The organism is Nitrospirota bacterium (assembly GCA_016180645.1).
In the GTDB taxonomy this organism is placed as follows: Bacteria; JACPQY01; JACPQY01; order JACPQY01; family JACPQY01; genus JACPAV01.
This window is the reverse complement of sequence record JACPAV010000047.1, coordinates 14,164-37,680: the sequence shown is the minus strand read 5'-3', so window position 1 is coordinate 37,680 and position 23,517 is coordinate 14,164. Positions and strand designations below refer to the sequence as shown.

Genomic DNA, 23,517 nt, shown 5'->3' with positions numbered 1-23,517 from the left:
ATGACTGCGGTGAGACATTCGGGGCAACGTATTCGCGGCGCGCTCAGCGCCCTTGTGACGCCGTTTTCGGGCGGGAAGATCGACCGCAAGGCCTTCCGCAATCTTCTGGAATTCCAGATCGGGAAAGGAATCGATGGATTCGTTCCGGCGGGAACCACCGGTGAGTCCGCCACGCTAACGTACGAGGAGCATGAGCACATCGTGGAGCTGGCCATCGAAATCAACGCCGGCCGTGTTCCCATCATCGCGGGGACCGGAGCCAACTCCACGCACGAAGCCATCCGGCTGACCAAGTTTGCCGAGCGCGTCAAGGCGGATGCGGCGCTCGTCGTCACGCCCTACTACAACAAGCCGACCCAGGAAGGGCTCGTGCGGCACTACAAGGCGCTCTGCGAAGCGGTTTCCATTCCGATCATTCTGTACAACATTCCGGGCCGGACCGGTCTGAACATGCTTCCCGAAACCGTGGCGCGGATTGCGGAGAACAAAAACGTCATCGGGATCAAAGAGGCCTCGGGAAACATCAAGCAGACGTCGGACATTCTTGCGTTGTGTGGGCAGGATTTCATCGTGCTTTCGGGCGAAGATCCCATCAATTTCCCGCTCTTTTGCCTCGGGGCGGTGGGGACGATATCGGTTCTGAGCAACATTGTGCCGGACGAAGTGTCCGCCATGTGCCGGAACGTGCACACGGGCCAGATCGAAGTGGCCCGGCACGCCCACTACCGGCTGGCTCCGCTGTGCGATGCCCTGTTTGCCGAGACCAATCCCATCGGAGGAAAAGCGGCGCTTGCTATGATGGGTCTTATTCCCCCCGAGCTTCGTCTGCCGATGACACCGATGTCCGCCGCGCGCCGCGAGCGGTTGCGACGGGTGATGGAGGATCTGAAGATCCTTCGCAGGGGTCGCGCCAAGAGCGGCTGATTTTCGCGGGGTTCCCGGCATTCCATGATCCGACTTATCGTGTGCGGCGCCGCAGGGAAAATGGGGCGGCGAATTCTTGCCTTGGCGCTCCAGGACCCCAAGCGCTTTCGAGTCGTCGGTGCCGTCGAGCGCAAGGGACACCCGGACGCCGGCAAGGACATCGGCGCCCTCGCCGGTGTCCCGACCACGGGCCTTGCGCTGTCGGCCGACCTCGGGTCCGTTCTTGGTCCGGCGGCCGTCGTCGTCGATTTCACCCGGCCGGATTCGGCGGTGAACCACGCACGGCTGTGTCGGACCCGAAAGACGCCCATCGTCATCGGGACGACGGGGATCGATGGGCCGCAGCGGCGAGAACTTCAAACCTACGCGCGGGCGATCCCCATTCTCCTCGCCCCGAACATGAGTGCGGGCGTGAACGTCATGTTCAAGCTTGCGGCCGATGCGGCGATACGGCTGGCAGGGTATGACGCGGAGATCGTGGAAACCCATCATCGACACAAAGTGGATGCTCCGAGCGGGACCGCCTTGAGACTGGGGGAAGCCATCGCCGAGTCGCGGGGTGTGGCTTTCGAAAAGGTTGCGCGTTTTGAACGTCACGGTCAGATCGGAGCGCGCCGCGAAGGCGAAATCGGCGTTCAATCGCTCCGGGCAGGCGATGTGGTGGGCGATCATACGGTCCTATTCTCCGGTCCCGGCGAAAGCATCGAGATCACGCACCGGGCCCATTCGCGTGACGTTTTTGCGCACGGCGCCTTGCGGGCGGCGGAGTGGATGGCCGCGAGGAAACCGGGCCTCTATGAAATGGCCGACGTGTTGGGGTTGAAATGAAGAAGAGGACGCAGGGCGCAGGACGCAGGGCGCAAGGTGCAAGACAGAAGGCGCAAGTCGGCCTTCCCGTTTCGAGGGTCGCGAGACGGATTCTTGAATTGCCGCCCTATCTGTTTGCGGAGCTGGATCGGCGGAAGCGGGCGGTGAGTGAGCGCGGGATCGACGTCATCGACCTAGGCGTGGGCGATCCGGACCTGCCGACGCCGGAATCGGTGATCGCCGCCCTGATCCGGGGGGCGAGAAAACCTGAGAATCACCGCTACCCTAGTTACAAAGGGCTTCCATCTTTCCGGCAGGCTGCCGCCGACTGGTACGCCGAACGATTCAGCGTGACGCTCGATCCCGAGGAGGAGGTCGTTTCGCTCATCGGATCCAAGGAGGGCATCGCGCACGCGCCTCTGGCGTTCATCAATCCGGGCGATGCGGGCCTCGTGCCCGACCCGGGCTACCCCGTCTACCGGACATCCATCCTCTTTGCGGGTGGGAAGCCGATCCTCGTTCCCCTTCTGGAGAAGAACCGATTCCTGCCCGATTTGAAAGCCCTGGACCGAACCCTGCCCGCGCGCTGCCGCCTCCTCTTTCTCAACTACCCGAACAATCCCACCGGCGCCGGCGCCTCTCTGGAATTCTTAGAGAATGTAGCCCGCTGGGCCCGAAAGCGAAACGTGATCGTGTGTCATGATGCTGCCTACACGGAAGTCTCCTTCTCGGGCTCGTCCCGACCGGTCAGCTTCCTCCAAGCCAAAGGGGCGAGGGAGGTCGGCATCGAATTCCACTCTCTGTCGAAGACCTGCAACATGACCGGATGGCGGATCGGCTTTGCCGTGGGGAACCCCGAGTTGGTGGGGGCGCTGGGCAAGGTGAAAACGAACATCGACTCCGGGATCTTTCAGGCGGTTCAGGAGGCGGGCATCGAGGCGCTCAGGGTGGCGCCGGAGCACGTGCGATCGATGGCCGGAGTATACGCAGACCGCCTGCGGGTGGTTCAAGAAGGGTTGCGCGCCGCGGGGATCGAGTTTTGCCCGACCGATGGGACGTTCTACGTGTGGGCGCATGTTCCCAAGGGCGAAAGGTCGATGGATTTCGCCGGCCGGGTTCTGGAGAAGACGGGGGTGGTCGTGACGCCGGGAGTCGGTTTTGGCCGGTATGGGGAAGGCTACTTCCGGGTGACGATTACGCAGGATGCGAGGCGCTTGCGTGAAGCCATGGATCGCCTCCGCAGAATTTGAGATTTCAAGTTTGAAATTTGAGATCTAGCGGTCGTGCTGGCAACCGCCTTCATCGGCCTTGGATCGAACCAGGGCGACCGGGAAGCCACGCTGGATCGGGCGTGCAAGGAGCTGAACCGGTTTCCGGGGACGCGGCTTGTTCGGCGCAGCCCCACGATTGAGACCGCGCCCGTAGAGGCCGAGGGTGGGCCGTTCCTGAACGGCGTGGCGGAGATCCAGACCTTTCAGCCTCCGATGAGTCTGATGGCCGGCCTGATGAATATTGAAAAACTGTTCGGGAGAATCCGGCCATCGGTTCGTACGGAACCGCTCTCTCCGGCCCGCCTTCTCGATCTGGATTTGTTGTGGTACGCGGGTATGACTTTGAGTCAACCAGGACTGGAGATCCCCCACCCGCGCATGCGGGGCCGGCGGTTCGTTCTGGAGCCGCTCTACGCCCTCGCTCCGCGGCTCAGGGACCCGGTCACCGGACGTCCGTACGCCGAATTCCTCCAAGAACTGTAGATTTTCGCCTCGAAATCGCCCGGCAGACCCTTCTTTTCCCGGAAAAAGAAAACAGGGGCGGGGCCTCCTGCAGGACGGAGGGCTGAGAATCCTGAGCAGGAGGGAGGGGCAGCCCCACCCCGTGGTACTAGGGAGTGTGATTAATTGCCGAATGGCGGAAAGAAAGAGTAGACGGGAGCGAAGGAACCTGAACGGCCCTGAAAAACCCCTTGAAAATCCCCTGTTCCTCCACTTCTAACTCCTAAGTGGACATTATAGCGGTGGGGATTACATTGTCAAGTCTTTTGTAAAGAAATGTATTTGTTTGTAATTGCTAAATGATTTCAAGACCTTACTACCATATGTAGAGCGTGACTACTAGGTATTGTGGTCCTTGTACAGCATCTTTGCCGCAACAATTCCCATTTCAAAGAGTACGAGCAACGGTATGGCGACCAGCATCATGCTGACCACATCGGGCGGCGTGACGATGGCGGCGAGAACAAAAATCCCGACGATGGCGTAGGAGCGATTCCCCGTAAGCGTCTTTGGGGAGAGGATTCCGATCCAAGCCAGTAGGGCCATGATCAGCGGCGTTTGGAACGTAAGGCCGAATATCAGGGCGAACCACGCCACGAACGACAAATACTCGCCCATGCGCGGCGCGGCCAGGAGTTGCGGGGTGGCAAACGACAGAAAAAATCGGAGGACGAGCGGCAACGCCACATAGTAGGCGAAGGCCACACCCGCGAGAAGGAGTCCTGACGACGCGATGGCAATCGCGAAAAGGGTCTTCTTCTCTTTTCGGTGGAGACCGGGGGCGACGAACGCCCAGAACTGCCAGAACAGGATGGGGCTGACGAGAACGATCCCGGCGGCCACGGAGATCCACACGTAGGTGTTCAGAGCTTCGCCCACGCCCGTGAAGATGATTCCGACTTTCGCTTGGGGAAGGGCCTTGTACAGCGGTTGGGCCAGCCAGTCGAAGAGTTGTTGCGAAAAAGTGAAGGAGGCGAACATGGCCACGCCCACGGCCACGAGGCTGATGATCAGGCGGCGCCGCAGCTCCCCGAGGTGGTCGAGGAACGACATCGACTTGTCGGTCGAGGATTCGCCCCGGGAGAAGAACCGGATGCCGATGGGAGTGAGCTACGCTTTGGGGGTCGCGGGGGGGGGGGACTTCGGTTTGGCGGAAGTGTCCTCGCTCCCTGCGCCCGCGGGTTTTGCCTGGCTTTGCGTGAGGCCCGCGTCCGGGGCCGACGAGCCGATTCGCCATGGGGTCTTTGTGTCGTCCATGCCCGAGAGGATGGTTGACCGCGCGTCATCCGCCGCCTCCCGGAGGTCTTTCAAACCTCTTGAAAGTTTCCGGGCCACCTCGGGCAGGCGTTTGGGACCGAACACGAGAAGGGCTACGATGAAAATGACGACGAGCTCGGAAAACCCGATGCCAAACATCTACGCTCCCTCCGCTTGGCTCATGGGACGGCGAGGGGACGTTCCATGTCTTTCCTACGCCGCGAGGCCCTGGGCGATGATGGTGACCTGGTTGTTCAGGACCTCGAGCACGCCGTGATCCAGGTTGAAGGCCTTGGGCTCTCCGGCGGTGTCCAAGGTGACCGTTCCCTTCCGGAGAGGCGTGACAAAGGCGATGTGATCTTTCAGGATGCAGACGTCCCCCTCGTGGGCCGGCGCGCGAACGCTCCTGACTTCCCCTTCAAACACCGTTCCATGGGTTGCCACGATCCTGCACTTGAGAGTTTCAGCCATGCCTACCTCCGATAGAGATGCCGCAAGGCTTCCCGGAGGAGCTCCTCCACGGGAGCGCTGGGCGATTTTTTCATGACTTCGTAAATCACCGGACTCACCTCCTCCGCTTTATAGCCCAAATTCTTGAGAGCGGAAAGCAGGTCCTCGCGTACGCTCGGCGGTCCGGAGGCTTCGGGGAGGCCCGCGGCCATGCCGTCCACCTTGTCCTTCAGTTCGACGAGGAGTTTTTCGGCCTTCTTGGGGCCCAGGCCCGGCACTCGGCGCAGAGAGGTCTGATCCTTCGCCGCCACGGCCCGCACGAATCCCTGCGGACCGAGAACGGAAAGGATATTGACCGCCAGTCTGGGCCCGATCTCAGGGGTGTTGATGAGGAGGCGGAAGAGGTTCAACTCCTCGCGGGATTGGAAGCCGAACAGTTGGAGGGCGTCTTCGCGCACATGCGTGTGGACGTGGAGCTGGGCCTCCGCGCCCGGCCCGGGAAGCTTCGAATACGTGGTGACGGGAACGGCAATTTCGTACCCCACGCCGCCGACGTCGAGAATGATCCGATCGGGTGTTTTTTCGGCGATCTTTCCGCGGAGAAATCCGATCATGGAGTTGAACCGGCGAGGAGCCTGGCTTTCCGGGCTTGAAGATGGCACAGGGCTAGAGCCATCGCGTCGGCCTCATCGGGTCGCGGCAGATCCGCCAGACTCAGGAGTTGCCGGACCATGAACTGGACCTGTCGTTTCTCGGCCTGGCCGTAGCCCACCACGGATTTCTTCACGGTCAGGGCAGGGTATTCGAACACGTCCAGATTATGCCGCGCGGCGAGGAGCAGAACAACGCCCTTGGCGTAGACCAGTTTCATCATGCTCTGGAGGCCCTTTGCGACGAAGAGGGCTTCGAGGGAGAGGCATTCCGGCCGATGGGCGAGGATTTTCGATTCGAGGGCATCGTGAATGGCCAGGAGACGGCGCGGGAGCGGGGCCTTGGCCGGCGGGGAAATCTCGCCAAAGTCGCGCACAACGAGGCGGCGGCCGGTTTCCACCACAAACGCATATCCGGTGGTCAGGCTGCCGGGGTCGACACCCAGAACGGGAGAAATTATTGGACTGCGCACGGAGAGTGCCGCCAGCACCCTTCGACAAGCTCAGGGTGAGCGGCCTTCTTCCGCTCGTGCTGAGCGCCGTCGAAGCATGAGCGGAAGAAGCGCGTCAGGCCGCTTTTTCGAGGATCTCGTCGGGGATGTCGAAATTCGCGTAGACGTTCTGGACGTCGTCGTGCTCTTCAAGCGTGGACATGAACTTGACGAACTTCTCCGCCTCCATGCCCGCGAGCGGAACGGTGTTCTTGGGGATCATGGAAATCTGAGCGATCGTCGGTTTCAGGTTCTTTTCCTCGAAGAGTTTGCGCAATTTTTCGAATTCGTTCGGTGGGGATGTAACGGTGACGTCGTTCCCATCCTCTTTCACGTCATCCGCACCGGCGTCAAGGGCCATGTCCAGGAGTTTCTCAGGGTCCACTGCACTCCGGTCGAAGGTGAAGACCGCCTTCTTATCGAAGACCCAAGAGACGCATCCCGATTCGCCCAGATTTCCGCCGAGCTTGGTAAACAGATTTCGGAGGTCGGCCACGGCGCGTTTTCGGTTGTCCGTGACCACATGGACCAGAACAGCCACGCCTCCCGGACCATATCCCTCGAATACGGCCTCTTCCAGTGCGAAACCTTCGTCGCCACCCGTGGCTTTCAAAATGGCCCGTTCGACGTTGTCGTTCGGCATGTTCGCTTCGCGCGCCTTGGTGATGGCGAGACGGAGCGAGGCGTTCATTTCGGGATCGGGTATGCCGTTCCGGGCGGCCACCATGATTTCGCGGATGAGCTTGGTATAGATTTTGCCCTTCTGGGCGTCTGCCTTGCCCTTTTTGTGCTTAACTTTGCTCCACTTATTATGACCGGACATCGGCTTGGATTATAGCCGCTCGACGCGCTGTGTCAATGCGGCCTGTGGGGATTAAATCCCGCCTACGAAGAGGGTCCGATGAGCCGGAGCGTCCGCTTGGCGTCTTCGGGATAATTCAGGGCCTGGTAGGCGGAGGCGATTTTCCGGAGGGCCTCCTTTCGAAGTTCAAGATGAGTCATTCCGGTGACGATGCCCAGAAAGGAGTCGACGGATTTTTTCAGTACCGGTCGCTCGTTCGTCCGGATCCCGGCGGTTTCACGCAGGTCCTCGAGGAGGATTTCGACGCCGGTTTCCTTTCCCTTGACCGTGGCCCGTCCGTCGAAGACATCCCGGAAGACTTCCAAGGTCGCGGTGAAGTTGCAGCGATCGGCGGAAGAGCAGACCTGCTGTCGGCGAACGATGGCCCGTTCGAGCAGGGCGGCGGGCGCCACACTGCTTTGCGGGAAGCTCCGGAGCACGGATTCGAAATCGCTTCCATCGTATAGGGTTTGTCCCTTGTTCGGCAGGGTGCGAAAAAGGGCGGGGTGTGTGTCCACGTATGTTTTTGCATCCTCGTCCCGGTGGACATTGTGAAGCTTGGCGAGCGCGGCGCGCGCAAGTCCGAGGTAATAATAGGCCCGGCCCGTGTGTGAGGAATCGGGATAAACTTCCACCCATTTTTCGAGGAGCTGCGCTCCTTCCAGGACCGCGGCTTTCGAGGGGATTTCAAGTTGTGTCCCCACACGCCGGCAGCCGGCCTCCACCAGGGCCTGCGCACCTCCGAGATAGGTTTCGGGCCGGATCAAGCCTACGCCCAGCGAGACCATCGGCGCGATGACCCAGCCTTCACGTCCGTCCGGAGTGTGGATGTTGTACCAGTAGTCTTGGACCTTGAGGACTTCGATCCGCTGCCCCTGGACGAGAGTGAATTTGACGGAGGACGGATCGAGGACCGGGCGGCTTCGGACGTTTACCCGCGGGCGGAGGACTACGCCGCGGCTCTGGAGAACGTCCGGCAGATCGGTGGCCCGTTCGGGTGGCAATCCGGCTGGGCCCGGGGAGGGCTCCAGTTCAGCGGCCGGAGTGCTTTGCGGAAGCGGGGATGGAGAAACTGTGGGGGCGTGTGCTCCGACATATTCCTGGCGCACCCAGCCGACGAGGGATTCCTTACGAACTTGGAGCCAGCCCTCCCGGTGTTCCAGAACCTCGATCGTTTGGCCGGCGATCAGACGTCCGATGACGTTTGAAGCCTCGATGGCGGGTGAGCTGCGCACATTCACGCTTCGCGCGGTGATGACTCCCTGCTCGGCGCAGACCTCGCCGGCCCAGAAAACGAGAGTTGCAACGAAGAGAGCCCTCTTTAGACCTTCCATTTGTCGCCCCGTCGAGATCGTATCGGAGCGCAAGGAATCAATCAAGTTCCCGGCCACCCCCTGCATCCGGGGGCAAGAGGGAGCACCTGTAGGTGCTCCCCTACGAGGAGGCAAGGACAAGAGGGAGCATCTGAAGATGCTCCCCTACGAATCGGCATTCTGTCAGAGGCTCTGGGTCGGACCCCTCCGGACACGGGCCTTCGCCGACTAAAACAAGTTGCGACTCCGCGGGGTCATGGCTATACTCCTGCCGCCATTTGATGCCGGCCATGCACCAACGAAGATGAACGCTGAGAAGGAATCATTCGATTTATCCGGCTACCTTCATGCCCTCTCCGGGGAAAAAGTAAGGCTTATCCTTTGCGGGGTCATTGCGTGTGGAGTCGCACTGGCATTGTCCTGGGTACTGCCCAAGACCTACGAGACGCACTTTACTCTGCGTCTCGGTCGCGTTTGGTTCGAGGGCAGTCAGGGGGGGTCCTACAACCGCGCCATCCTCTCTGAATCGGCTCCGGAACTGGCAGAAATTATTACGAGTCCGGCTTTTCTGAAAGGAATAGCTACCGATCTGAAATTGAAGGGCGACGTCAATACCTTGAAGAAACGCATTCGTCCCATCCGTCCGGAGCATTCGGATCTCGAAAGGATGGCCGTATTCACCGTTGGCGTCCGAGGCCCGACTCCGGAAGAATCCCTCCGCCTCGCTGAAGCCATTGCGGAACGGACCATCGAGCGGCACAACAACGAGTATCGCGATGTTCTCGCGATCCGCAAGAACTGGGAGTCCGATTTCGCCGGACAGATCACCTCGGCCGAGAGTGAACTGGCCGATCTCAAGCGAACCTTGGCGGAATACCGCAGATCCGGAAAAACCGACTCCGCGATGGTGGCCCTCAACGTCGACATGGAAAGCAGGCAATCCTTGGTGTCAAAACTGCGCGAGAAATTCCGCCAAGTGCAGCTGGAGAATTCCGAATTCATGAGCCGCCGGTCTCAAATCGTGAGCCCTCCCTACCGGCCTGAAAAACCCATCAAACCCGATCTTCGGCTCAACGCCGGGATGGGGCTGGTGGCGGGGCTCTTCCTCTATCTCGCTTACATTTTCGTCAGGGAAGCCGTTCGAGTTGGCTCCATCCCCCGGCCGTAGGCGTCGGACCGCCGTTACCATCGTCCTTGGAACCGTTGCGGGGGTGTTCTACCCGTTTGTAACGCTTTTTCTGCCCGTCCTTGCCGTGCTCGGGTGGCTCCTTGCCTCCGAGTTCACGGCCATGGCCCTGTTCGTATTGGGGTTGCCCTTGGATCAATTCCTGACGCGGGACGTGGGTGGGTTTACGGTGCGGCTCTCACACATCGCCGGATTGGTTCTCGCTTCGCGACTCATCCTGAATCGGTTGGCTCGCAGGGGAGATGCCTACCGGCTGCCGGAGCCAGATCTGTTCGCCCCTTTGCTGGCATTTGGAGCTGTCCTCACGTTGAGTCTCATCTCCACTTTCAACCTCAAGAAGAGCGTCGGCTATCTTGGCTGGTTTTGCTTCGACCTGCTGGTCATTCTGCCGGGGGTCTTCACGTTCGTTCGAACCCCGGGACGCGTCTATTGGATCACGAAGGTGTTCCTGGCCTCCCAAGTCATGGCCGCGGTCTACGGCCTCGCTCAGGTTGTGGCCTACACGGCCGGGGGAATCGAGCTGCCTTTCCTCGCGCAGAAATTTGGAGGGTGGCCGCGGCTCAACGCTTTCCACTACGAACCGCAATACTACGCCTTCTTCAGCATCCAAGCCCTCTCCATCCTGGCGTACCTCTGGGTCAAGGGTCGCTCCCCGTTTGGTCGCTGGACCGTTCCCCTGTTGCTCGGATTTCTCACCCTCACGACCTTTCTATCCACCTCCCGTTCCGGGTGGCTGGCCCTGTGCCTCCTCGTCATGTTCGTGTGGGTCCGATCCCCGCTCCTGGCTTTCAAGCGGTGGGGTGTCCTGCTGCTCCTGGCGGCCGCGGTGGCCGCCGGCACCGCGACGTTTCCGGAGAGGTTCCAGAATGCGCTTCTCCGGTTGGGATCCGCCGCCTTCGATCCGACGGAACCGTATTCTTCCGCGCCTCGCCTTCAAACCGTAAGGGAAGGGGCCCGGATCATCAGGGAGAATCCGTTTTTCGGCGTGGGGATTGGGAACTATGGCGGCTATCTGGCCGGAGAACTGTGGGCGAAGAACATCGGCGAGGGGAATCGTGAAAAAGAGTGGCACCGACTGGTGCCCGCGAACATGTGGATTGAGACGCTATCCGAGACGGGGATCATCGGCACCGGCTTCTTTCTCCTTTTCCTTCTTTTCCTGTTCCTCAAGATGGGTGATGCGGCGCGACGCGCGCGTGATGAGGGCCTTGCCGACCTGATTCGCGGATATCGTCTGGCATTGTTCATGACGTTTTTCGTCATGTACCAATTCGCCCAAACCCTTTACAGGCTGGATACGTGGTTTCTGATCGGTGTGTCGGTTGCGCTGTGCCGCGACCGGGACGGGGGCGGCACCTGCATCCGCTGACCGCGGCCAAGGAGGGCCGCATGATGAGGCACGTGCCGGGTCTCAGACCGGAAGACGGCGCCCGCCCTCCTGCCGGTTCCCCGGCGCGAGAAGGAAGCCTCTCACCTTCTCCCACACCTCCTCGGGTGTGATCCGGCGCAGGCACGCCACGTCAATCGGACAGGCGGGGAATCTCCCGTCCCGATAGCAGGGGCAACAGGCGAGCCCTTCGGGCTTCCACAGGTGGATGCTGCCGTCGTTCAGGGGAAACTTCTCCCTGGGATCGGTCGGTCCGAATAACGAAACGACCGGGACCTCCACGGCTGCCGCGAGGTGCATGGGACCGCTGTCGTTCGCCACCACTACTCTGCACTGTTTCATCATCGTGGCCAGTTGGGGAAGATCAGTCTTTCCGAACAGGCGGTGGACTCTGGGCGGCTTCCCTTCAAACGTTCCCGCAAGGAACCGGTCGCTCTCCGCGCCGAAAACCAGAACTTCCGAATCCGATCGCTCGACGATCAAGTCTACGAGCCTTCCATAGAACTCAACGGGCCAGCGGCGGGTGTCCATGATTTCGCGAATGTTTCGGGCCCCGCCGGGCGCGATCCCGACAAGCTCTCTTCCCGGTGGAACTCCATTCCTGGTCAGGAGATCCTCCGCCCGATCAGGCGTGCCTGGATGATAGTCCATGTGGATTCCGTCGGACGGCACGCCTGCCGTCTCCAGGACGCCCAAGTACTGCCGAACATGGTGCGCGCCGTCCGTAGGCCGGAACCGCCCGGTGAGGAACAATCCTTCCCCGCCCCGATCGAACCCATACCTCCTGTGAATGCCGCCCAGGAGTGCGAGGAGATTGAATCTCCAGTCCCGGTGGAGCACGAACACCCGGTCGAACTTCCTCCTGCGGATTTCCAGGGTGAGACGGAGGGTGAGGGCCAGGCGATCGGTCCGACCACCCCGATAGAGGATCCGATCGTCGATTTCCCACAGCTCATCCACGGCCGGGTTCCGTTCCAGCGCCACTCGGCTGGATCGCCCCACCATGACGGTCAATCGACCTCCGGGATCCGACTTCTTCAAAGCGCGCAGGGCAGGAGTGGACATGAGGATATCCCCTATGGCGCCGATCTTGACAACAAGGGTCTGCAAGGCCCGTGGTCAGACTTGGATGGCGGCAGGGTGTGGGCCCTGCCCGTGCGCCCGAAGCGCTTCGACATGCTGCGAATACAGCTCCTTCAGACGCCGGCCGAGCGTTATCTTGAAAGCGTCGCGGGAGAAAGATTCCGCATGACGACGGATCTGTAGGGGATCGAAGGCCTCCCTCCTCGTTTCGAACAGCGCGAGAGCGTCGACCAGGGATTCGACCGTCTGTTCTTGAAAGTGTACGGCCGTCGGGGGGCCTGCGGACCCCGGCCCATCGAGTGGACGCGTCGTTTCGAGGATTCCCCCTTTTGCATAGGCCAAGACCGGCTTCCCACAAGCCATCGCTTCGAGCGGGACGATTCCGTAGTCCTCCTCGCCTGGAAAAACCAGCGCTTCACAACCGCGAAGGAGATCCACGACTTCCCGGTCGTCGGGTTGCGGTACCAGCCGGATGGTGGGACCGGACAGTTTTCTGAGCCTGCGTTCGTCCTGCCCCCCCCCCGCCACAATCAGGCGGCGCCCCATGCGATTGAACGCTTCGATCGCCAGGTCGACCCGTTTGTAGGGGGCGAAGGCGCCGAGGGCGAGATAATACCCGTCGGATTTGGTCGAAACGCCGAAACGGGAGAGATCCACGGGCGGGTGGATCACCTCCGCATGCCGTCCGTAGTACCTCCGTATCCTAAGGGCCACGTGCCCGGAGATACCGATCAGATGATCCACACGCGCGGTCGAGGCCACGTCCCACATCCTCAGGTAGTTGGCGACGAAGGGCATGACATAGGCGGCCAGCCCGCCGGACCCGGCGCCGCACCCTCCGCTGCCATCCTTGGCGCTCCGGGTACGGCCAGCCTTCCCGGCGCCGAAATAGTGCTCGTAGGCGTCCCAGACGTATCTCATTGGGGTAAGGACGAAGGAAACATGGCATGCACCCGGTGCGGGGATGATTCCTTTGGCCACGCAATGACTGTTGCTGATGACCAGATCATACCCGTTCAAATTGAACCGTTCGACGGCGGTGGGGAAAAGAGGCAGGCAGTGGCGGTAATACTGGGCCACTCGGGGGAACCGTTGGACGAACGACGTTTCGATCCGCCTCTCTTCGATCACCTTGGATACCGAGCCTTTCACGTGAACCAATGTGAAAAGGTCTGCGCGTGGATACAATTCGCACAACACCTCGAGGACCTTCTCTCCCCCGCGCATACCGGTGAGCCAGTCGTGTACAAGTGCCACCCTGGGCTCCTTCGAATCGATCAGGGTGGTTGCGGACCCGATTGACGACTTGTCGGATCGGACGTCTTCCGGACTACGGGGGTTGCCACGAGAGGCCGGTATCGCCTCCGGATTCTTTGGGGATGATGCGGGGGAAGATGCGGACATGTTCGCGCGCATTATACCAAACATGGCGCCCAACGGAGCTCTCCCGGAAGGTGGGAGCATGGTCGATAGGGCCGGACGGAGGCCTTGAACAGGGAACGGTTTTGTGGGATATGGAGGCGTCATGGTTGAACCCCGAACCCCTCGCAAGGAGGAACTGTCCGAAGTGGATTTCAAATTCTTCGACTACCTCATGATTCTTTGGCGGGCCAAGTGGATTTTCGTGCTGGTGATGGCGGGGGCGACGGCGGTGACCGTCGTGCGAACAAAGCGGATACCCAGGTATTACGAAGCCACGTGTTCGTTGGTCATCATGGAGTCCGAGTCCATGTCGGGGGGGGAGAGTGCGTCAGGCAAAGGCTCGGGCGGCGGCATGAGCAGGGGGGGGCCGGGGGGTCTTTCCCTGAGCGCCGATCTCTACCGGGAGCTCGCCACAAGCAACCGGGTGATGATGGAAATCGTGAAGGGCCTCCAACTCGATCAGCCGCCCTATAACTACTCGGCGGACAGTCTGAAGTCGATGATCCGGTTCAGCAAGGGGGGAGGGGACCGTCTGTTCTACGTGACCGCCAGCTCCCCGGACCCGGTTCTCGCGCAGAAGATGGCCAACTTCATGGGGCAGGCCCTTGTCAATACATCCCGCGAGATCAAGGCCAGTCGCTATGCAACCATGCAGGAATCTTTGGAGGCCGCACTTGCGACGGTGACGGCCAAGATGGACGAGACCGCCGGCCGGTTGGATGCCATCGAGAAGAAGTTCAGCGTGGCGACCCGAAAGTCCGATTTCGAAGAGACTAAAATCATTCTCGAAGGCACCGCCAGGGAGCTGAGCAAGCTCGGGCACGATATCGCCGAAACCAGTGGCAGGCTGGAGAGCATAAGAGGAAATCTGTCGGCCTTTCCGACCCAGGTAGGAGGACAGGGACCCGCCGTGCGGCCGTCCGGTTCGTCCGGAGGCGGATCGGGAGACCGGGAGATCAATGAGACCTACCTGGGCGCTTTGGGATCGAAGATCAAGCTGGAGGAGACGTTGAGCGGTCTCAGCGCCAAGCGAAAGGAACTCATTGAGAACCGCGTGCAGACCGCCGCCAAGATGCGCCAACTCGAATCGGAAATCACACGGGTAGAGCGGCAATTGGGGATGATCAAACTTCAGTACGAAGTCCTTTCCGACAGCTACCAGGCGATCGGCCGCAAGCTGGAAGAGACGCGTGTGCTGGCGGCCGCGGATATCGTGCCGGGGGTGATCGTGATCGATCCGGCGCCCCTTCCGGGCGCTCAAGTGGGGCCCGACCTGCGAAAGAACATCACTCGCGCAAACCTCTTCGCATTTGGGCTGTCGGCCTTCGGCATCTTGGCTTTCCAGATCCTCAGGAAGAAAACAACTGCCTCCGCCTGACCGCGACAATCCGAAGCCTGCGCTCGACGGCGGAAACCCCGGTTCAAAGCTGATTCCCTCCAAGGGCGCTTGTTGCCCTTCGGAGAGATTGATACCGTAGCCCCAACTCGATGTGCGGTATTGCGGGACTCGTTTCGACGGCTCCGGTTGACCCGGAAGCCGTGAAGGCCATGCAAGGAACTCTGCGTCATCGCGGGCCCGACGACGAGGGATTCTACATTTCGGCGGACAAACGCGCGGCGCTGGCGCATCGGCGGCTTTCGATCATCGACCTCTCGGCCGCGGGCCGCCAACCCATGGAAGCTCCCGAAGGACGACAGCAGGGCACTTACAACGGCGAAGTCTACAACTTCCAAGCCTTGCGCCGGAACTTGGAAGCCTCCGGGGTGGAGTTCCGTTCCAAGACGGATACGGAGACCGTGCTTGCCGGTCTATCCCGAAGGGGGGTCCGCAGTTTGGACGAACTTCGGGGCATGTTCGCGCTGGGTGTGTGGAGTGAGAGAAATCACGAGCTATTTCTAGCGCGCGACCGTCTGGGAAAGAAACCGCTGTACACCGCCTCCAACGGAAAATCACTCGCCTTTGCATCCGAACTCAAGGCACTCGTCCGGGGGGGGGTGGTCGAGCGATGCCTCGATCCGGAGGCGCTCCTCAGTTTTCTCCGATTCGGCTCGGTTTACGAGGGGAGAACGATCTGGAAAGGAGCCCGACTTCTCCAGGCCTCTTCCTGGATGCGCTGGAGGGGCGGCAAGACGGAGTCCGGTTCCTATTGGCCTAACTCGCTCCGCGCCATTGATCCCATGTCCTACCGGGAAGCCCTGGATCGGCTGCGTTCGCTCCTCGTTGAGTCCACCCGGCTTCGATTGGTCAGCGATGTTCCCGTGGGAGTTTTCCTCAGCGGAGGAATCGATTCCACGGCGATTGTAGCTTTGCTCCGGATGGCCGGTTGCCCGACGATTCGCACCTTTACCGCGGGGTTCTCGGAAAAGGGATTTGACGAAAGCAGCGCGGCCCGGCGCACGGCGGAGGCGTTCGGCACGGAGCACACGTCGCGAACGTTCAGCGCCGACGAAGTGTGGGACGAAATCCCCCGGATCGTTGGCGCCATGGACCAGCCCACCATCGACGGCGTGAACACCTACTTTATCTCGAAGGTGGCGAGGGAGGGCGGAGTGAAGGTGGCGCTCTCCGGACTGGGATCGGACGAGCTATTCGGCGGCTATCCATCCTTCAGAATGGTGCCTCGATTGCTGAAGGGATCGAGATTCGCCCATGCCTTTCCTGGGGGAGAGCGTCTGGGAAGGTTTCTTCTGCGTCTTCCCATCGTGCCGGCCTCGTACCGCAAGGCGGAGATCCTTCTGGACGGACAGCCGATGGTTCATCGAGCCTACGAGGCCGTGCGCGGGCTCTTCCCTCCGGAGGCCGTAAGGAATCTTTTCCCATCCGCCCCGGATACGCAGGACTCGATCCCGACGCCGGCCGAAATCGAAGGGGCATCCCTCATGGACGCCATCTCGTGGCTGGAACTCCGAGGCTACATGCTGAACCAACTTCTGCGGGACACCGATCTGATGAGCATGGCGCATTCCCTCGAGGTCCGTTGCCCGTTTCTGGACCATCTCCTCGTGGAGTGGATGCTGGGTCTGCCCGAAGGATGGAAATCGCTCGCGCCTCCCAAGAAGCTTCTCCTGGATGCGCTGGAAGGGAAGATACCGGCGTCCATCACGCGTCGACCGAAGAGGGGATTCTTCTTTCCCATCGCCGTCTGGATGAAAGGCCCATGGCAGAAGCGAATTGAAGAAATCCTGCTTTCACCACATCCGGGCCTGACGTGGCTGAATCAGGAGGCCTTATCCGGCCTTTGGCGCCGATTTCTCCAAGACCGGGAACCGTGGGCGCGGGTATGGGCCATGGTGATCCTGCGGCTCTGGGTGGACCGGACTGCAGCCACCCTTTGAAGCGTGAGAATTCTTTTTCTTTTTGGGGAAATCTCGGAAGGTTCCGGCGGGATCCAGGGCTACTCGCGCCATCTTCTGAAAGCCGTCTGCGCATCGCCGGTCGTTCTCGATGCGGAGGTTCTGTTGCTCCGGGGTTCACCCGGAATCACGGCTCTCCTGACACCCCCCGCCTCGCAGGGTCGAATCCGGATCAGGGCGGGCGGCCCTCGCCCCTCCGGACTGTCCAAAGTCCGATGGGCGACGCTGGCGCTGGGGCAGGCGGTGTTCCACCGACCGGATGCGGTGTGGTGCGGCCATGTCAACTTCCTGCCGGTCGCCCTCACTCTGCATTACGGGTTGCGGCTTCCGTTTATCCTTGAGACGCACGCCTGGGAGCTGGCCCTTGCCCCGCGCGGGATCTTGTCCCGCGGGATCCGACGGGCGCGCATGATCCATGCGGCCAGCCGGTTTACGAAGGATTTGATCCTATCCATCCAGCCGGTTGACGCCTCGAAGATCCGCGTCCTGCCTCGTCCTGCGGATTTCAACACTTTCACGCCGGGGCCGGCGCCTCCCGAACTTCTTGAGCGCCTCCATCTCAGCGGAAAGAGAGTCCTGTTGACGGTTGGGCGATTGGCGTCCACCGAACGATACAAAGGACATGCCGAGGTCATACATGCCGTGAAGATCCTCGCGCCGAAATTCACCGACCTGCGCTACGTCATCGTCGGCGAGGGCGATGATCGCGCGAGACTCGAGCGAGCGGCGCAGGAGGACGGCGTTCGGGACCGGGTCGTGTTTGCGGGTCCGGCCGGGCCCGATGAGTGCGTCGGGTACTACCGGGCCTGCGACGTCTTCGTGATGCCGAGCCGGTTCGAAGGGTTCGGCATCGTCTACCTCGAAGCCCTCGCCTGCGGGAAACCGGTCATTGCCGGGAATGGGGATGGATCTCGTGATGCCCTGCTGGATGGGAGATTGGGGCTTCTCGTCAACCCCCTGTCACCGCCCGAAATTGCGGCAGCGATTGAATCGATCCTGGACAAGCGAGTGGGGTCTTCGCTCACCGATCCGGCCGTCCTGCGTGAAACCGCCCGGGAGAATTTCTCTTTCGAAGTGTTCGGTGAGAGGGTCAAGGAAAATCTCGCGTATCTATGGCCCAATTGAGAGTCGCCTACATCGTCCAGCATCCGGTCCAATACCATGCTCCTTTCTTCCGTCGACTGGCCGCGCGCAGGGAGATCCGGCTCACGGTTCTCTACTGCGAGAACTTCGGGCCGTCTTCCGGCTTCGACGCCGACTTCCGGTCGAAGTTCAAGTGGGATGTTCCTCTCCTGGGAGGTTACGACCACGAATTCCTACGGAACGTGTCCCCCCTTCCGTTTGTTCCCTCGCGGGCGTTTTTCTGGCGGCTGATCAATCCCGGCGTCATCCCTCCGATTGTCCGCGGATCGTTCGACGTGGTGGCCATCCACGGCTATGCGATTTCAACCTATTGGCTGGCCTTTCTCGCCGCCCGCCTGCGCGGAGTTCCCGTCGTGTTGGCGGGCGAGAGTGTGTGGTTGCCCGCGAATGAAAGGCCCAAGGGGGGCATTCGTGAACGTCTCCTGCGCGCGCTCTGCTCCCGGGCCGGCGCATGCGCCGCCATCGGCACGTCGAGCCGGCGGTTTTACGAGGCTCATGGCGTCCCGCGCGATCGAATTTTTCTTGCGCCCTATGCCGTGGACAACGACTTCTTCATCCGCGAAGCCGCGAGGCGGCGCCGGGAGCGGGCGGCGGCGTTGAGCCGTTGGAATCTTCCCCCGGATCGGCCGATGGTGATGTTTTCGGGAAAACTCATCGAACGAAAACGTCCGGGCGACGTCTTGGAGGCGTTGGACCGGTGCGGTCTGGATGTGAGTCTGCTTGTTGTAGGTGACGGGCCCTTGCGCGAAGACCTCCGGCGACGAGTGGCGAACCTCAATCGTGTCCATGCTGTCTTCACCGGATTCCAGAATCAATCGGCCATGCCGGGCCTCTATGCGTTGGCGGACGTCTTCGTCATGCCTTCGGGGCCCGGGGAGACCTTCGGCCTGGCCGTGAATGAAGCGATGTGCGCCGGGCTGCCGGTGATTGCCAGCGATCGGGTTCCGTGCGCCGAGGATCTGGTCGAAGCCGGCGCGAACGGTTTCGTTTACCCTGCGGGTCATGTCGAATTGCTGGGGGGCTATCTGAAACGTCTCCTCAGGGACTCAAAGCTCCGGCGGTCGATGGGGAAGGCTTCGCTGGGGAAGATTCGGTCTTGGAACCATCGTCGAAGCGCGGACGGTTTCGTTCAGGCCGTGCTTCACGCCTTCCATTCATGAAGATCCTTCTTGCCGCATCCAGCAAGTTTCATGCGTTCCACTTGGCGAGCCAACTCGACCGGCGTGGGCACCTTGGGCTTTTCCTGACCTCGTTCTACTCGCGGGCGAGCGGGATCCTGTGGAAGTGGGTGCGGCGGGTGGACGCCGAGGCCATCACGCCGTCACGAGTCCGTATCATGCCTTGGGTGGAGGCCACACGGGGTCTGGACCGTCTCCCCCGTGCGGCGAAGAGAGCCTTGGGGATGGACTACACCGACTATTGGTATCACCCCCGCCATTTCCTATTCGACCTGTGGGTCAGCCGGTTCGTCGACCGCACCTACGACTTGGTCGTCGGCTGGGCGGAGCATTCGCTTTTCACGATGCGGAAGGCGCACCGACTGGGCATCCCCTTCGTTCTCTACTCTGGAACGGCTCACAACGGATATCGGTGGCCGCTCCTGACGGAGGAGTTTGCGAAGTGGGGGTTGGATCACAAGCTTCCGCCCCAGGTTCTTGCGCGCTCCTTGAAGGAATACGATGCGGCGAAACATCTGTCCGTGGTTTCGAGCTATGCCGAACGAACGTTTTCGGAGCGTGGTTTCGCGGCGAACGCCATCATTCGGGTTGTTCCCGGAGTGGATGCAACGCGGTTCCGATCTCATCCCAAGTCGGATTCCGTGTTTCGAATGATTTATGCCGGACTGATGAGGGCCGGGAAGGGGATCCCGTATCTCCTGGAGGCGTGGAGGAAGATCCGCCCGAAATCAGCGGAATTGTGGTTGATTGGGAGCGTCTACGACGAAATGCGTCCCGTGCTGGAACGATACCGAAACCATTTCATCTACAAACCTCGCGTTCCGCAAGCCGAGTTGCCCGGTCTCCTGTCCCAGGCCGATGTCTTCGCCCTGCCCACTCTGGACGAGGGGTTTGCCGCCGTGCAGCTTCAAGCCATGTCATGCGGTCTTCCACTTCTGACCACCACGAACAGCGGGGGTGAGGATGTTGTCTGCGAAGGCCGGGAAGGGTTCGTTGTCCCGATTCGGGATTCCGATGCCCTCGCCGAGAAGATCGATTGGTTTGCCACACACCCCGATGAAACGCGACGCATGGGTCGTTCAGCGGCGCGAGCGGCGGCCGGGTTCACGTGGGATCGCTACGGCGATCGAATCGTCGCCTCCTACGGCGCGTTGATCTGAGGTAGGCCGGAGCCCCGCGCGGGTCAGCCGAGGAGAGCGGCGACGACGCGGTGCGCATCTTCATCGGAAAGATGTGGATGCATGGGCAGGCTCAGAATGTCTCCGCAGGCTTGCTCGGTGTTGGCGAGCCCGTTTCCGCCCATCGCAATGCGGTCGCGATAGGCAGGCTGCAGGTGGATGGGCACCGGATAATGGACGAGGGTGCCGATGCCCTCTCGGGAAAGCCGTTCACGAAGCTCATCCCTCCGGTCGGTCCGGATGACGTACTGGTGGAAGACATGGGTGCTCTTCGGCTGGGATTCAGGCAGGCCGAACTGGGAACCTTCGAGTCGCCGGCGGTACAGGGAGGCGACGGCCCGCCGACGGTCATTTTCCCTATCGAGGAGGCCGAGTTTGACCCGGAGCACGGCGGCTTGGATTTCGTCAAGCCGGCTGTTCATCCCTTGAATGGAGCTTACGTAGCGTTCTTTCCAGCCGTATTCCCGGAGCAGGCGGGCGCGATCGGCCACGGTCCCCTGGTTGGTGACGATGGCTCCGGCGTCTCCGAGGGCGCCGAGGTTCTTGGTCGGATAAAAGCTGAACACGGCCGCATCCCCCCACGTTCCGGTTCTCCGGCCTTCGATCTCCGCCCCGTGGGATTGGGAGCAGTCTTCAATGACCTTCAAACCGTGTTGGCGCGAGAGGGATAGGATTTCCGGGAGCGCCGCGGGCCGGCCGTAGAGATGGACGGGGACTACCGCCTTCGCCCCGCGGGTTGTTTTCAGCGCGGCCTCGAGGGCCTTCGGGTCCATCGTGTACGAGTGGGGATCGATATCCACGAGCAGGGGTGTCGCGCCGGCGAGCTCGATGGCGGCCACCGTGGCCACGGCTGTGTGCGAGACGGTAATGACGCGATCACCCCTTCCAACCTCGAGGGCACGGAGGGCGAGGTGGAGGGCCTCCGTACCGCTTCCGACGCCGATGGCGTGGCGTGCTCCGAGATAGGCGGCAAATTCGTTCTCGAACCTCTCCACTTCCGGGCCGAGAATATACCGCCCCTCGTTCACGACCCGGTGGAGAGCCCGGTCGATTTCCGCCTTGTGGGCGAGGTAGCAGGCGCGCGGATCGGCGGGGAGGATTTTCGATTTCAAGGGATTTTCAGAGAGACGGAGGGTCAAGCCCGATCGTGCTCTCGATGATGTATCGGGGCCGGTCGCGGACTTCAGTGAGGACACGTCCGACATAGAGGGCGACGAGGCCCAGAAGGGCGACCTGAATCCCCGTGAGGAGCAGGAGGCAGCATACGATGATGGACCAGGCCGCGGGATCACCGCCGACCATCACGAGCCGGACGATGGCGGCCAGATGGATCAAGCCGGCCAGAAACAAGACTCCGCCGGAAATGAGCGGCAGGTGCAACGGGAGATTGGAAAAGGAAGCCAGCGCGGCGAGGAACACTTTGATCGGCTCCCCACCGAACAGAGACCGCTGGGTCTTCCCGGCATAGCGTTTCTCCCTGTGGTAGTGGACCTGCGCATGCCTGAATCCCACCCAGCTCACCATCCCCCGGAAATAGGGGTCTTTCTCTCCCAGCTTCCCGAATTCGGCGACGACCTTGCGTGAAAGCAGTTTGAAATCACCCGAATCGACCGGTAGGTCGATCGTGGAGGCCCACCGAAGCGTTCGGTAGGCGAGTTTCGTCAGGGCCATCTTCGCCATCGGCTCGCCCTCGCGGGAGAGCCGGGTGGTGTAGACGACGTCCGCCCCTTCCCTCCACCGCTTGACCATGTCAGGGATGACCTCCGGCGGGTCTTGAAGATCGGCATCCATGATGATGACCGCGTCTCCCCGCGCGTGGTTGAGGCCGGCGAAGAGACACTCGTAGACGCCGAAACGACGCGACATGGTGATCACCTTGATGTGGGGATCTTCATGGTGTCTTTCCGCCAGAAGATCCAGGGAGCCGTCGGTCGACGCATCGTTCACGAAGATCAGCTCGTAATGGGGCGTGAGGGGATCGAGGGCCGCCTCGACTCTTCGAATCAGCTCAGGGATGACGGCCTGCTCATTGCGGAATGAGAAGACCACCGAGAGGGAGAACGGCGATGGGTCCCTCATGGAGAGGGCGCGACGCTGCTGTCGATGTTGATCGTGCTTTCCACGATGAAGGCGGGCCGGCCGCGAACGTCATGGTAGACCCGGCCGAGGTAGAGACCGAGGGTTCCGATACCCACGAGTTGAATGCCGCCGAGAAAGGTCAGGCTGAGGGCCAAGCCTGCCGAGCCGGGCCAAGGGTGGCCCATGAGGACTCCGATCCCCAAAACAAGGAGGGCCAGAAGCGCGCCGGTACAGACCGCCGCTCCCAAGAACAGAAAAAGGACGAGCGGAAGGATGGAAAAGGACGTAATGCCCCTCAGGAGCATTCCGGAGGGACCGTTCAGCGTGGCCAAGTCCCTCAGCAGATACCGGAAGATGGAGAAATGGGTCACTCCGCCTGCCCGGGCCAGCCGTTCATACTCCACCGAAACCTGTTTGTATCCAATCCAGGGGATGAGGCCGCGCAGGTAGGGATGTCGCTCCTTAAGTGACAGGAGATGGTCACGCACCCGACGGGAAATCAGTTTGAAGTCCCCGGTTTCGCTCTCGATGCGCTGCTCCACGGAAACGGAGCGAATCAACCGGTAGGCGACTTTCGTGAGGAAGAGTTTGTATCGGGGCTCCCCCTCCCGGATGGTGCGCACGGTGTTCACCACCTCGGCCCCTCCCCGCCAGGCCTCAATCAACTTGGGGATGACCTCGGGAGGATCTTGGAGATCCGCATCCATGTAGACGACCGCGTCACCGGCGGCATACGTCATGCCCGCCAGGACGCATTCGGATACCCCGCAGCGGCGGGCCATGTTGATGACTTTGATGCGATGATCGGTGGTGGTCCGGTCCCTCAGAATTTCCGCGGAGCGATCCGTGGACGTGTCATTGACGAAGATGAGTTCGTGATCCACGCGCTGGGCTTCCAGGACGGTCGTGAGGCGGTAGACCAGTTCGGGAAGGACATCCTCTTCGTTCCGGAACGAGAGGACAATGGAAACGAGCGGGACGTCGGCGTTGCGCCGCATCTGG

The 23,517-nt window shown here is 61.3% G+C and carries 23 protein-coding genes; 11 read left to right on the top strand and 12 right to left on the bottom strand.

Annotated elements, in window-relative coordinates; translation table 11 throughout:
- From HYT87_18835 to folK, 4 genes are read left to right on the top strand one after another with little or no spacing between them, the layout of a single operon-like run.
- Entirely contained in the window at window positions 1-924 is a 924-nt protein-coding gene (locus HYT87_18835) for a 4-hydroxy-tetrahydrodipicolinate synthase (protein ID MBI2061800.1), read from the top strand.
- 24 nt (window positions 925-948) lie between these two features.
- Window positions 949-1,752 (top strand): 4-hydroxy-tetrahydrodipicolinate reductase, encoded by an 804-nt coding sequence (locus tag HYT87_18830; GenBank protein ID MBI2061799.1) that lies wholly within the window; start codon window positions 949-951, stop codon window positions 1,750-1,752.
- A complete protein-coding gene (locus HYT87_18825; protein MBI2061798.1) occupies window positions 1,749-2,981 on the top strand; it encodes an LL-diaminopimelate aminotransferase in 1,233 nt (410 codons plus the stop codon). Before HYT87_18830 ends, HYT87_18825 begins: the two co-directional genes overlap by 4 nt.
- Window positions 2,982-3,017: 36 nt before the next feature.
- Window positions 3,018-3,485, top strand: coding sequence for a 2-amino-4-hydroxy-6-hydroxymethyldihydropteridine diphosphokinase (gene folK, locus HYT87_18820; GenBank protein ID MBI2061797.1), 468 nt, complete (start codon window positions 3,018-3,020; stop codon window positions 3,483-3,485).
- 357 nt (window positions 3,486-3,842) lie between these two features.
- Here folK and tatC read toward each other — a convergent pair whose 3' ends face one another.
- The 7 genes from tatC to HYT87_18785 all read right to left on the bottom strand — a co-directional run bounded on the left by tatC (window position 3,843) and on the right by HYT87_18785 (window position 8,526).
- The gene (tatC, locus tag HYT87_18815; GenBank protein ID MBI2061796.1) at window positions 3,843-4,556 is read right to left on the bottom strand and encodes a twin-arginine translocase subunit TatC; all 714 of its coding nucleotides are present in this window, start codon (window positions 4,554-4,556) and stop codon (window positions 3,843-3,845) included.
- A gap of 57 nt (window positions 4,557-4,613) precedes the next feature.
- Entirely contained in the window at window positions 4,614-4,919 is a 306-nt protein-coding gene (locus HYT87_18810; protein ID MBI2061795.1) for a twin-arginine translocase TatA/TatE family subunit, read from the bottom strand.
- Window positions 4,920-4,973: 54 nt separating this feature from the next.
- Entirely contained in the window at window positions 4,974-5,231 is a 258-nt protein-coding gene (atpC, locus tag HYT87_18805) for an ATP synthase F1 subunit epsilon (GenBank protein ID MBI2061794.1), read from the bottom strand.
- Window positions 5,232-5,233: 2 nt separating this feature from the next.
- On the bottom strand, window positions 5,234-5,824 hold the full coding sequence (gene ruvA / locus HYT87_18800; GenBank protein MBI2061793.1) for a Holliday junction branch migration protein RuvA: 591 nt from the start codon (window positions 5,822-5,824) through the stop codon (window positions 5,234-5,236).
- The gene (gene ruvC, locus HYT87_18795) at window positions 5,821-6,333 is read right to left on the bottom strand and encodes a crossover junction endodeoxyribonuclease RuvC (GenBank protein ID MBI2061792.1); all 513 of its coding nucleotides are present in this window, start codon (window positions 6,331-6,333) and stop codon (window positions 5,821-5,823) included. The genes ruvA and ruvC overlap by 4 nt, the downstream gene beginning before the upstream one ends.
- 94 nt (window positions 6,334-6,427) lie before the next feature.
- Window positions 6,428-7,174, bottom strand: coding sequence for a YebC/PmpR family DNA-binding transcriptional regulator (locus tag HYT87_18790; protein ID MBI2061791.1), 747 nt, complete (start codon window positions 7,172-7,174; stop codon window positions 6,428-6,430).
- A gap of 62 nt (window positions 7,175-7,236) precedes the next feature.
- Window positions 7,237-8,526, bottom strand: coding sequence for an SH3 domain-containing protein (locus HYT87_18785; protein ID MBI2061790.1), 1,290 nt, complete (start codon window positions 8,524-8,526; stop codon window positions 7,237-7,239).
- Between the two features lie 283 nt (window positions 8,527-8,809).
- On the opposite strand from HYT87_18785, the gene HYT87_18780 reads away from it, so the two are divergent.
- Together HYT87_18780 and HYT87_18775 are read left to right on the top strand one after the other, a co-directional pair.
- Window positions 8,810-9,673 carry a hypothetical protein gene (locus HYT87_18780; GenBank protein MBI2061789.1) on the top strand — a complete coding sequence of 288 codons (864 nt, stop codon included), beginning with the start codon at window positions 8,810-8,812 and terminating at the stop codon, window positions 9,671-9,673.
- A complete protein-coding gene (locus tag HYT87_18775) occupies window positions 9,651-11,060 on the top strand; it encodes an O-antigen ligase family protein (GenBank protein ID MBI2061788.1) in 1,410 nt (469 codons plus the stop codon). The genes HYT87_18780 and HYT87_18775 overlap by 23 nt, the downstream gene beginning before the upstream one ends.
- A gap of 42 nt (window positions 11,061-11,102) precedes the next feature.
- Here the strand turns inward: HYT87_18775 and HYT87_18770 are convergent, their stop codons facing one another.
- Together HYT87_18770 and HYT87_18765 are read right to left on the bottom strand one after the other, a co-directional pair.
- A complete protein-coding gene (locus HYT87_18770; protein MBI2061787.1) occupies window positions 11,103-12,188 on the bottom strand; it encodes a glycosyltransferase family 9 protein in 1,086 nt (361 codons plus the stop codon).
- Window positions 12,189-12,197: 9 nt separating this feature from the next.
- Complete coding sequence (locus tag HYT87_18765) at window positions 12,198-13,388, bottom strand: glycosyltransferase (GenBank protein MBI2061786.1); 1,191 nt, start codon at window positions 13,386-13,388, stop codon at window positions 12,198-12,200.
- 298 nt (window positions 13,389-13,686) lie between these two features.
- On the opposite strand from HYT87_18765, the gene HYT87_18760 reads away from it, so the two are divergent.
- The 5 genes from HYT87_18760 (at window position 13,687) to HYT87_18740 (ending at window position 20,418) form a co-directional block, all read left to right on the top strand.
- On the top strand, window positions 13,687-14,961 hold the full coding sequence (locus tag HYT87_18760) for a hypothetical protein (protein ID MBI2061785.1): 1,275 nt from the start codon (window positions 13,687-13,689) through the stop codon (window positions 14,959-14,961).
- A gap of 110 nt (window positions 14,962-15,071) precedes the next feature.
- Window positions 15,072-16,919: an asparagine synthase (glutamine-hydrolyzing) gene (gene asnB / locus HYT87_18755; GenBank protein ID MBI2061784.1), complete on the top strand. Its 1,848-nt coding sequence runs from the start codon at window positions 15,072-15,074 to the stop codon at window positions 16,917-16,919.
- Window positions 16,920-16,922: 3 nt separating this feature from the next.
- On the top strand, window positions 16,923-18,062 hold the full coding sequence (locus tag HYT87_18750; GenBank protein MBI2061783.1) for a glycosyltransferase family 4 protein: 1,140 nt from the start codon (window positions 16,923-16,925) through the stop codon (window positions 18,060-18,062).
- Window positions 18,050-19,240: a glycosyltransferase family 4 protein gene (locus tag HYT87_18745; GenBank protein ID MBI2061782.1), complete on the top strand. Its 1,191-nt coding sequence runs from the start codon at window positions 18,050-18,052 to the stop codon at window positions 19,238-19,240. The genes HYT87_18750 and HYT87_18745 overlap by 13 nt, the downstream gene beginning before the upstream one ends.
- Window positions 19,237-20,418, top strand: a complete 1,182-nt coding sequence (locus tag HYT87_18740) for a glycosyltransferase family 4 protein (GenBank protein ID MBI2061781.1) — start codon at window positions 19,237-19,239, stop codon at window positions 20,416-20,418. The genes HYT87_18745 and HYT87_18740 overlap by 4 nt, the downstream gene beginning before the upstream one ends.
- A gap of 23 nt (window positions 20,419-20,441) precedes the next feature.
- On the opposite strand, the gene HYT87_18735 is transcribed toward HYT87_18740, so the two are convergent.
- From HYT87_18735 to HYT87_18725, 3 genes are read right to left on the bottom strand one after another with little or no spacing between them, the layout of a single operon-like run.
- A complete protein-coding gene (locus HYT87_18735; GenBank protein MBI2061780.1) occupies window positions 20,442-21,641 on the bottom strand; it encodes a DegT/DnrJ/EryC1/StrS family aminotransferase in 1,200 nt (399 codons plus the stop codon).
- Window positions 21,556-22,515, bottom strand: a complete 960-nt coding sequence (locus tag HYT87_18730) for a glycosyltransferase family 2 protein (GenBank protein MBI2061779.1) — start codon at window positions 22,513-22,515, stop codon at window positions 21,556-21,558. Before HYT87_18730 ends, HYT87_18735 begins: the two co-directional genes overlap by 86 nt.
- Window positions 22,512-23,513 carry a glycosyltransferase family 2 protein gene (locus HYT87_18725; GenBank protein ID MBI2061778.1) on the bottom strand — a complete coding sequence of 334 codons (1,002 nt, stop codon included), beginning with the start codon at window positions 23,511-23,513 and terminating at the stop codon, window positions 22,512-22,514. The genes HYT87_18730 and HYT87_18725 overlap by 4 nt, the downstream gene beginning before the upstream one ends.
- Between the last annotated feature and the right edge of the window lie 4 nt (window positions 23,514-23,517).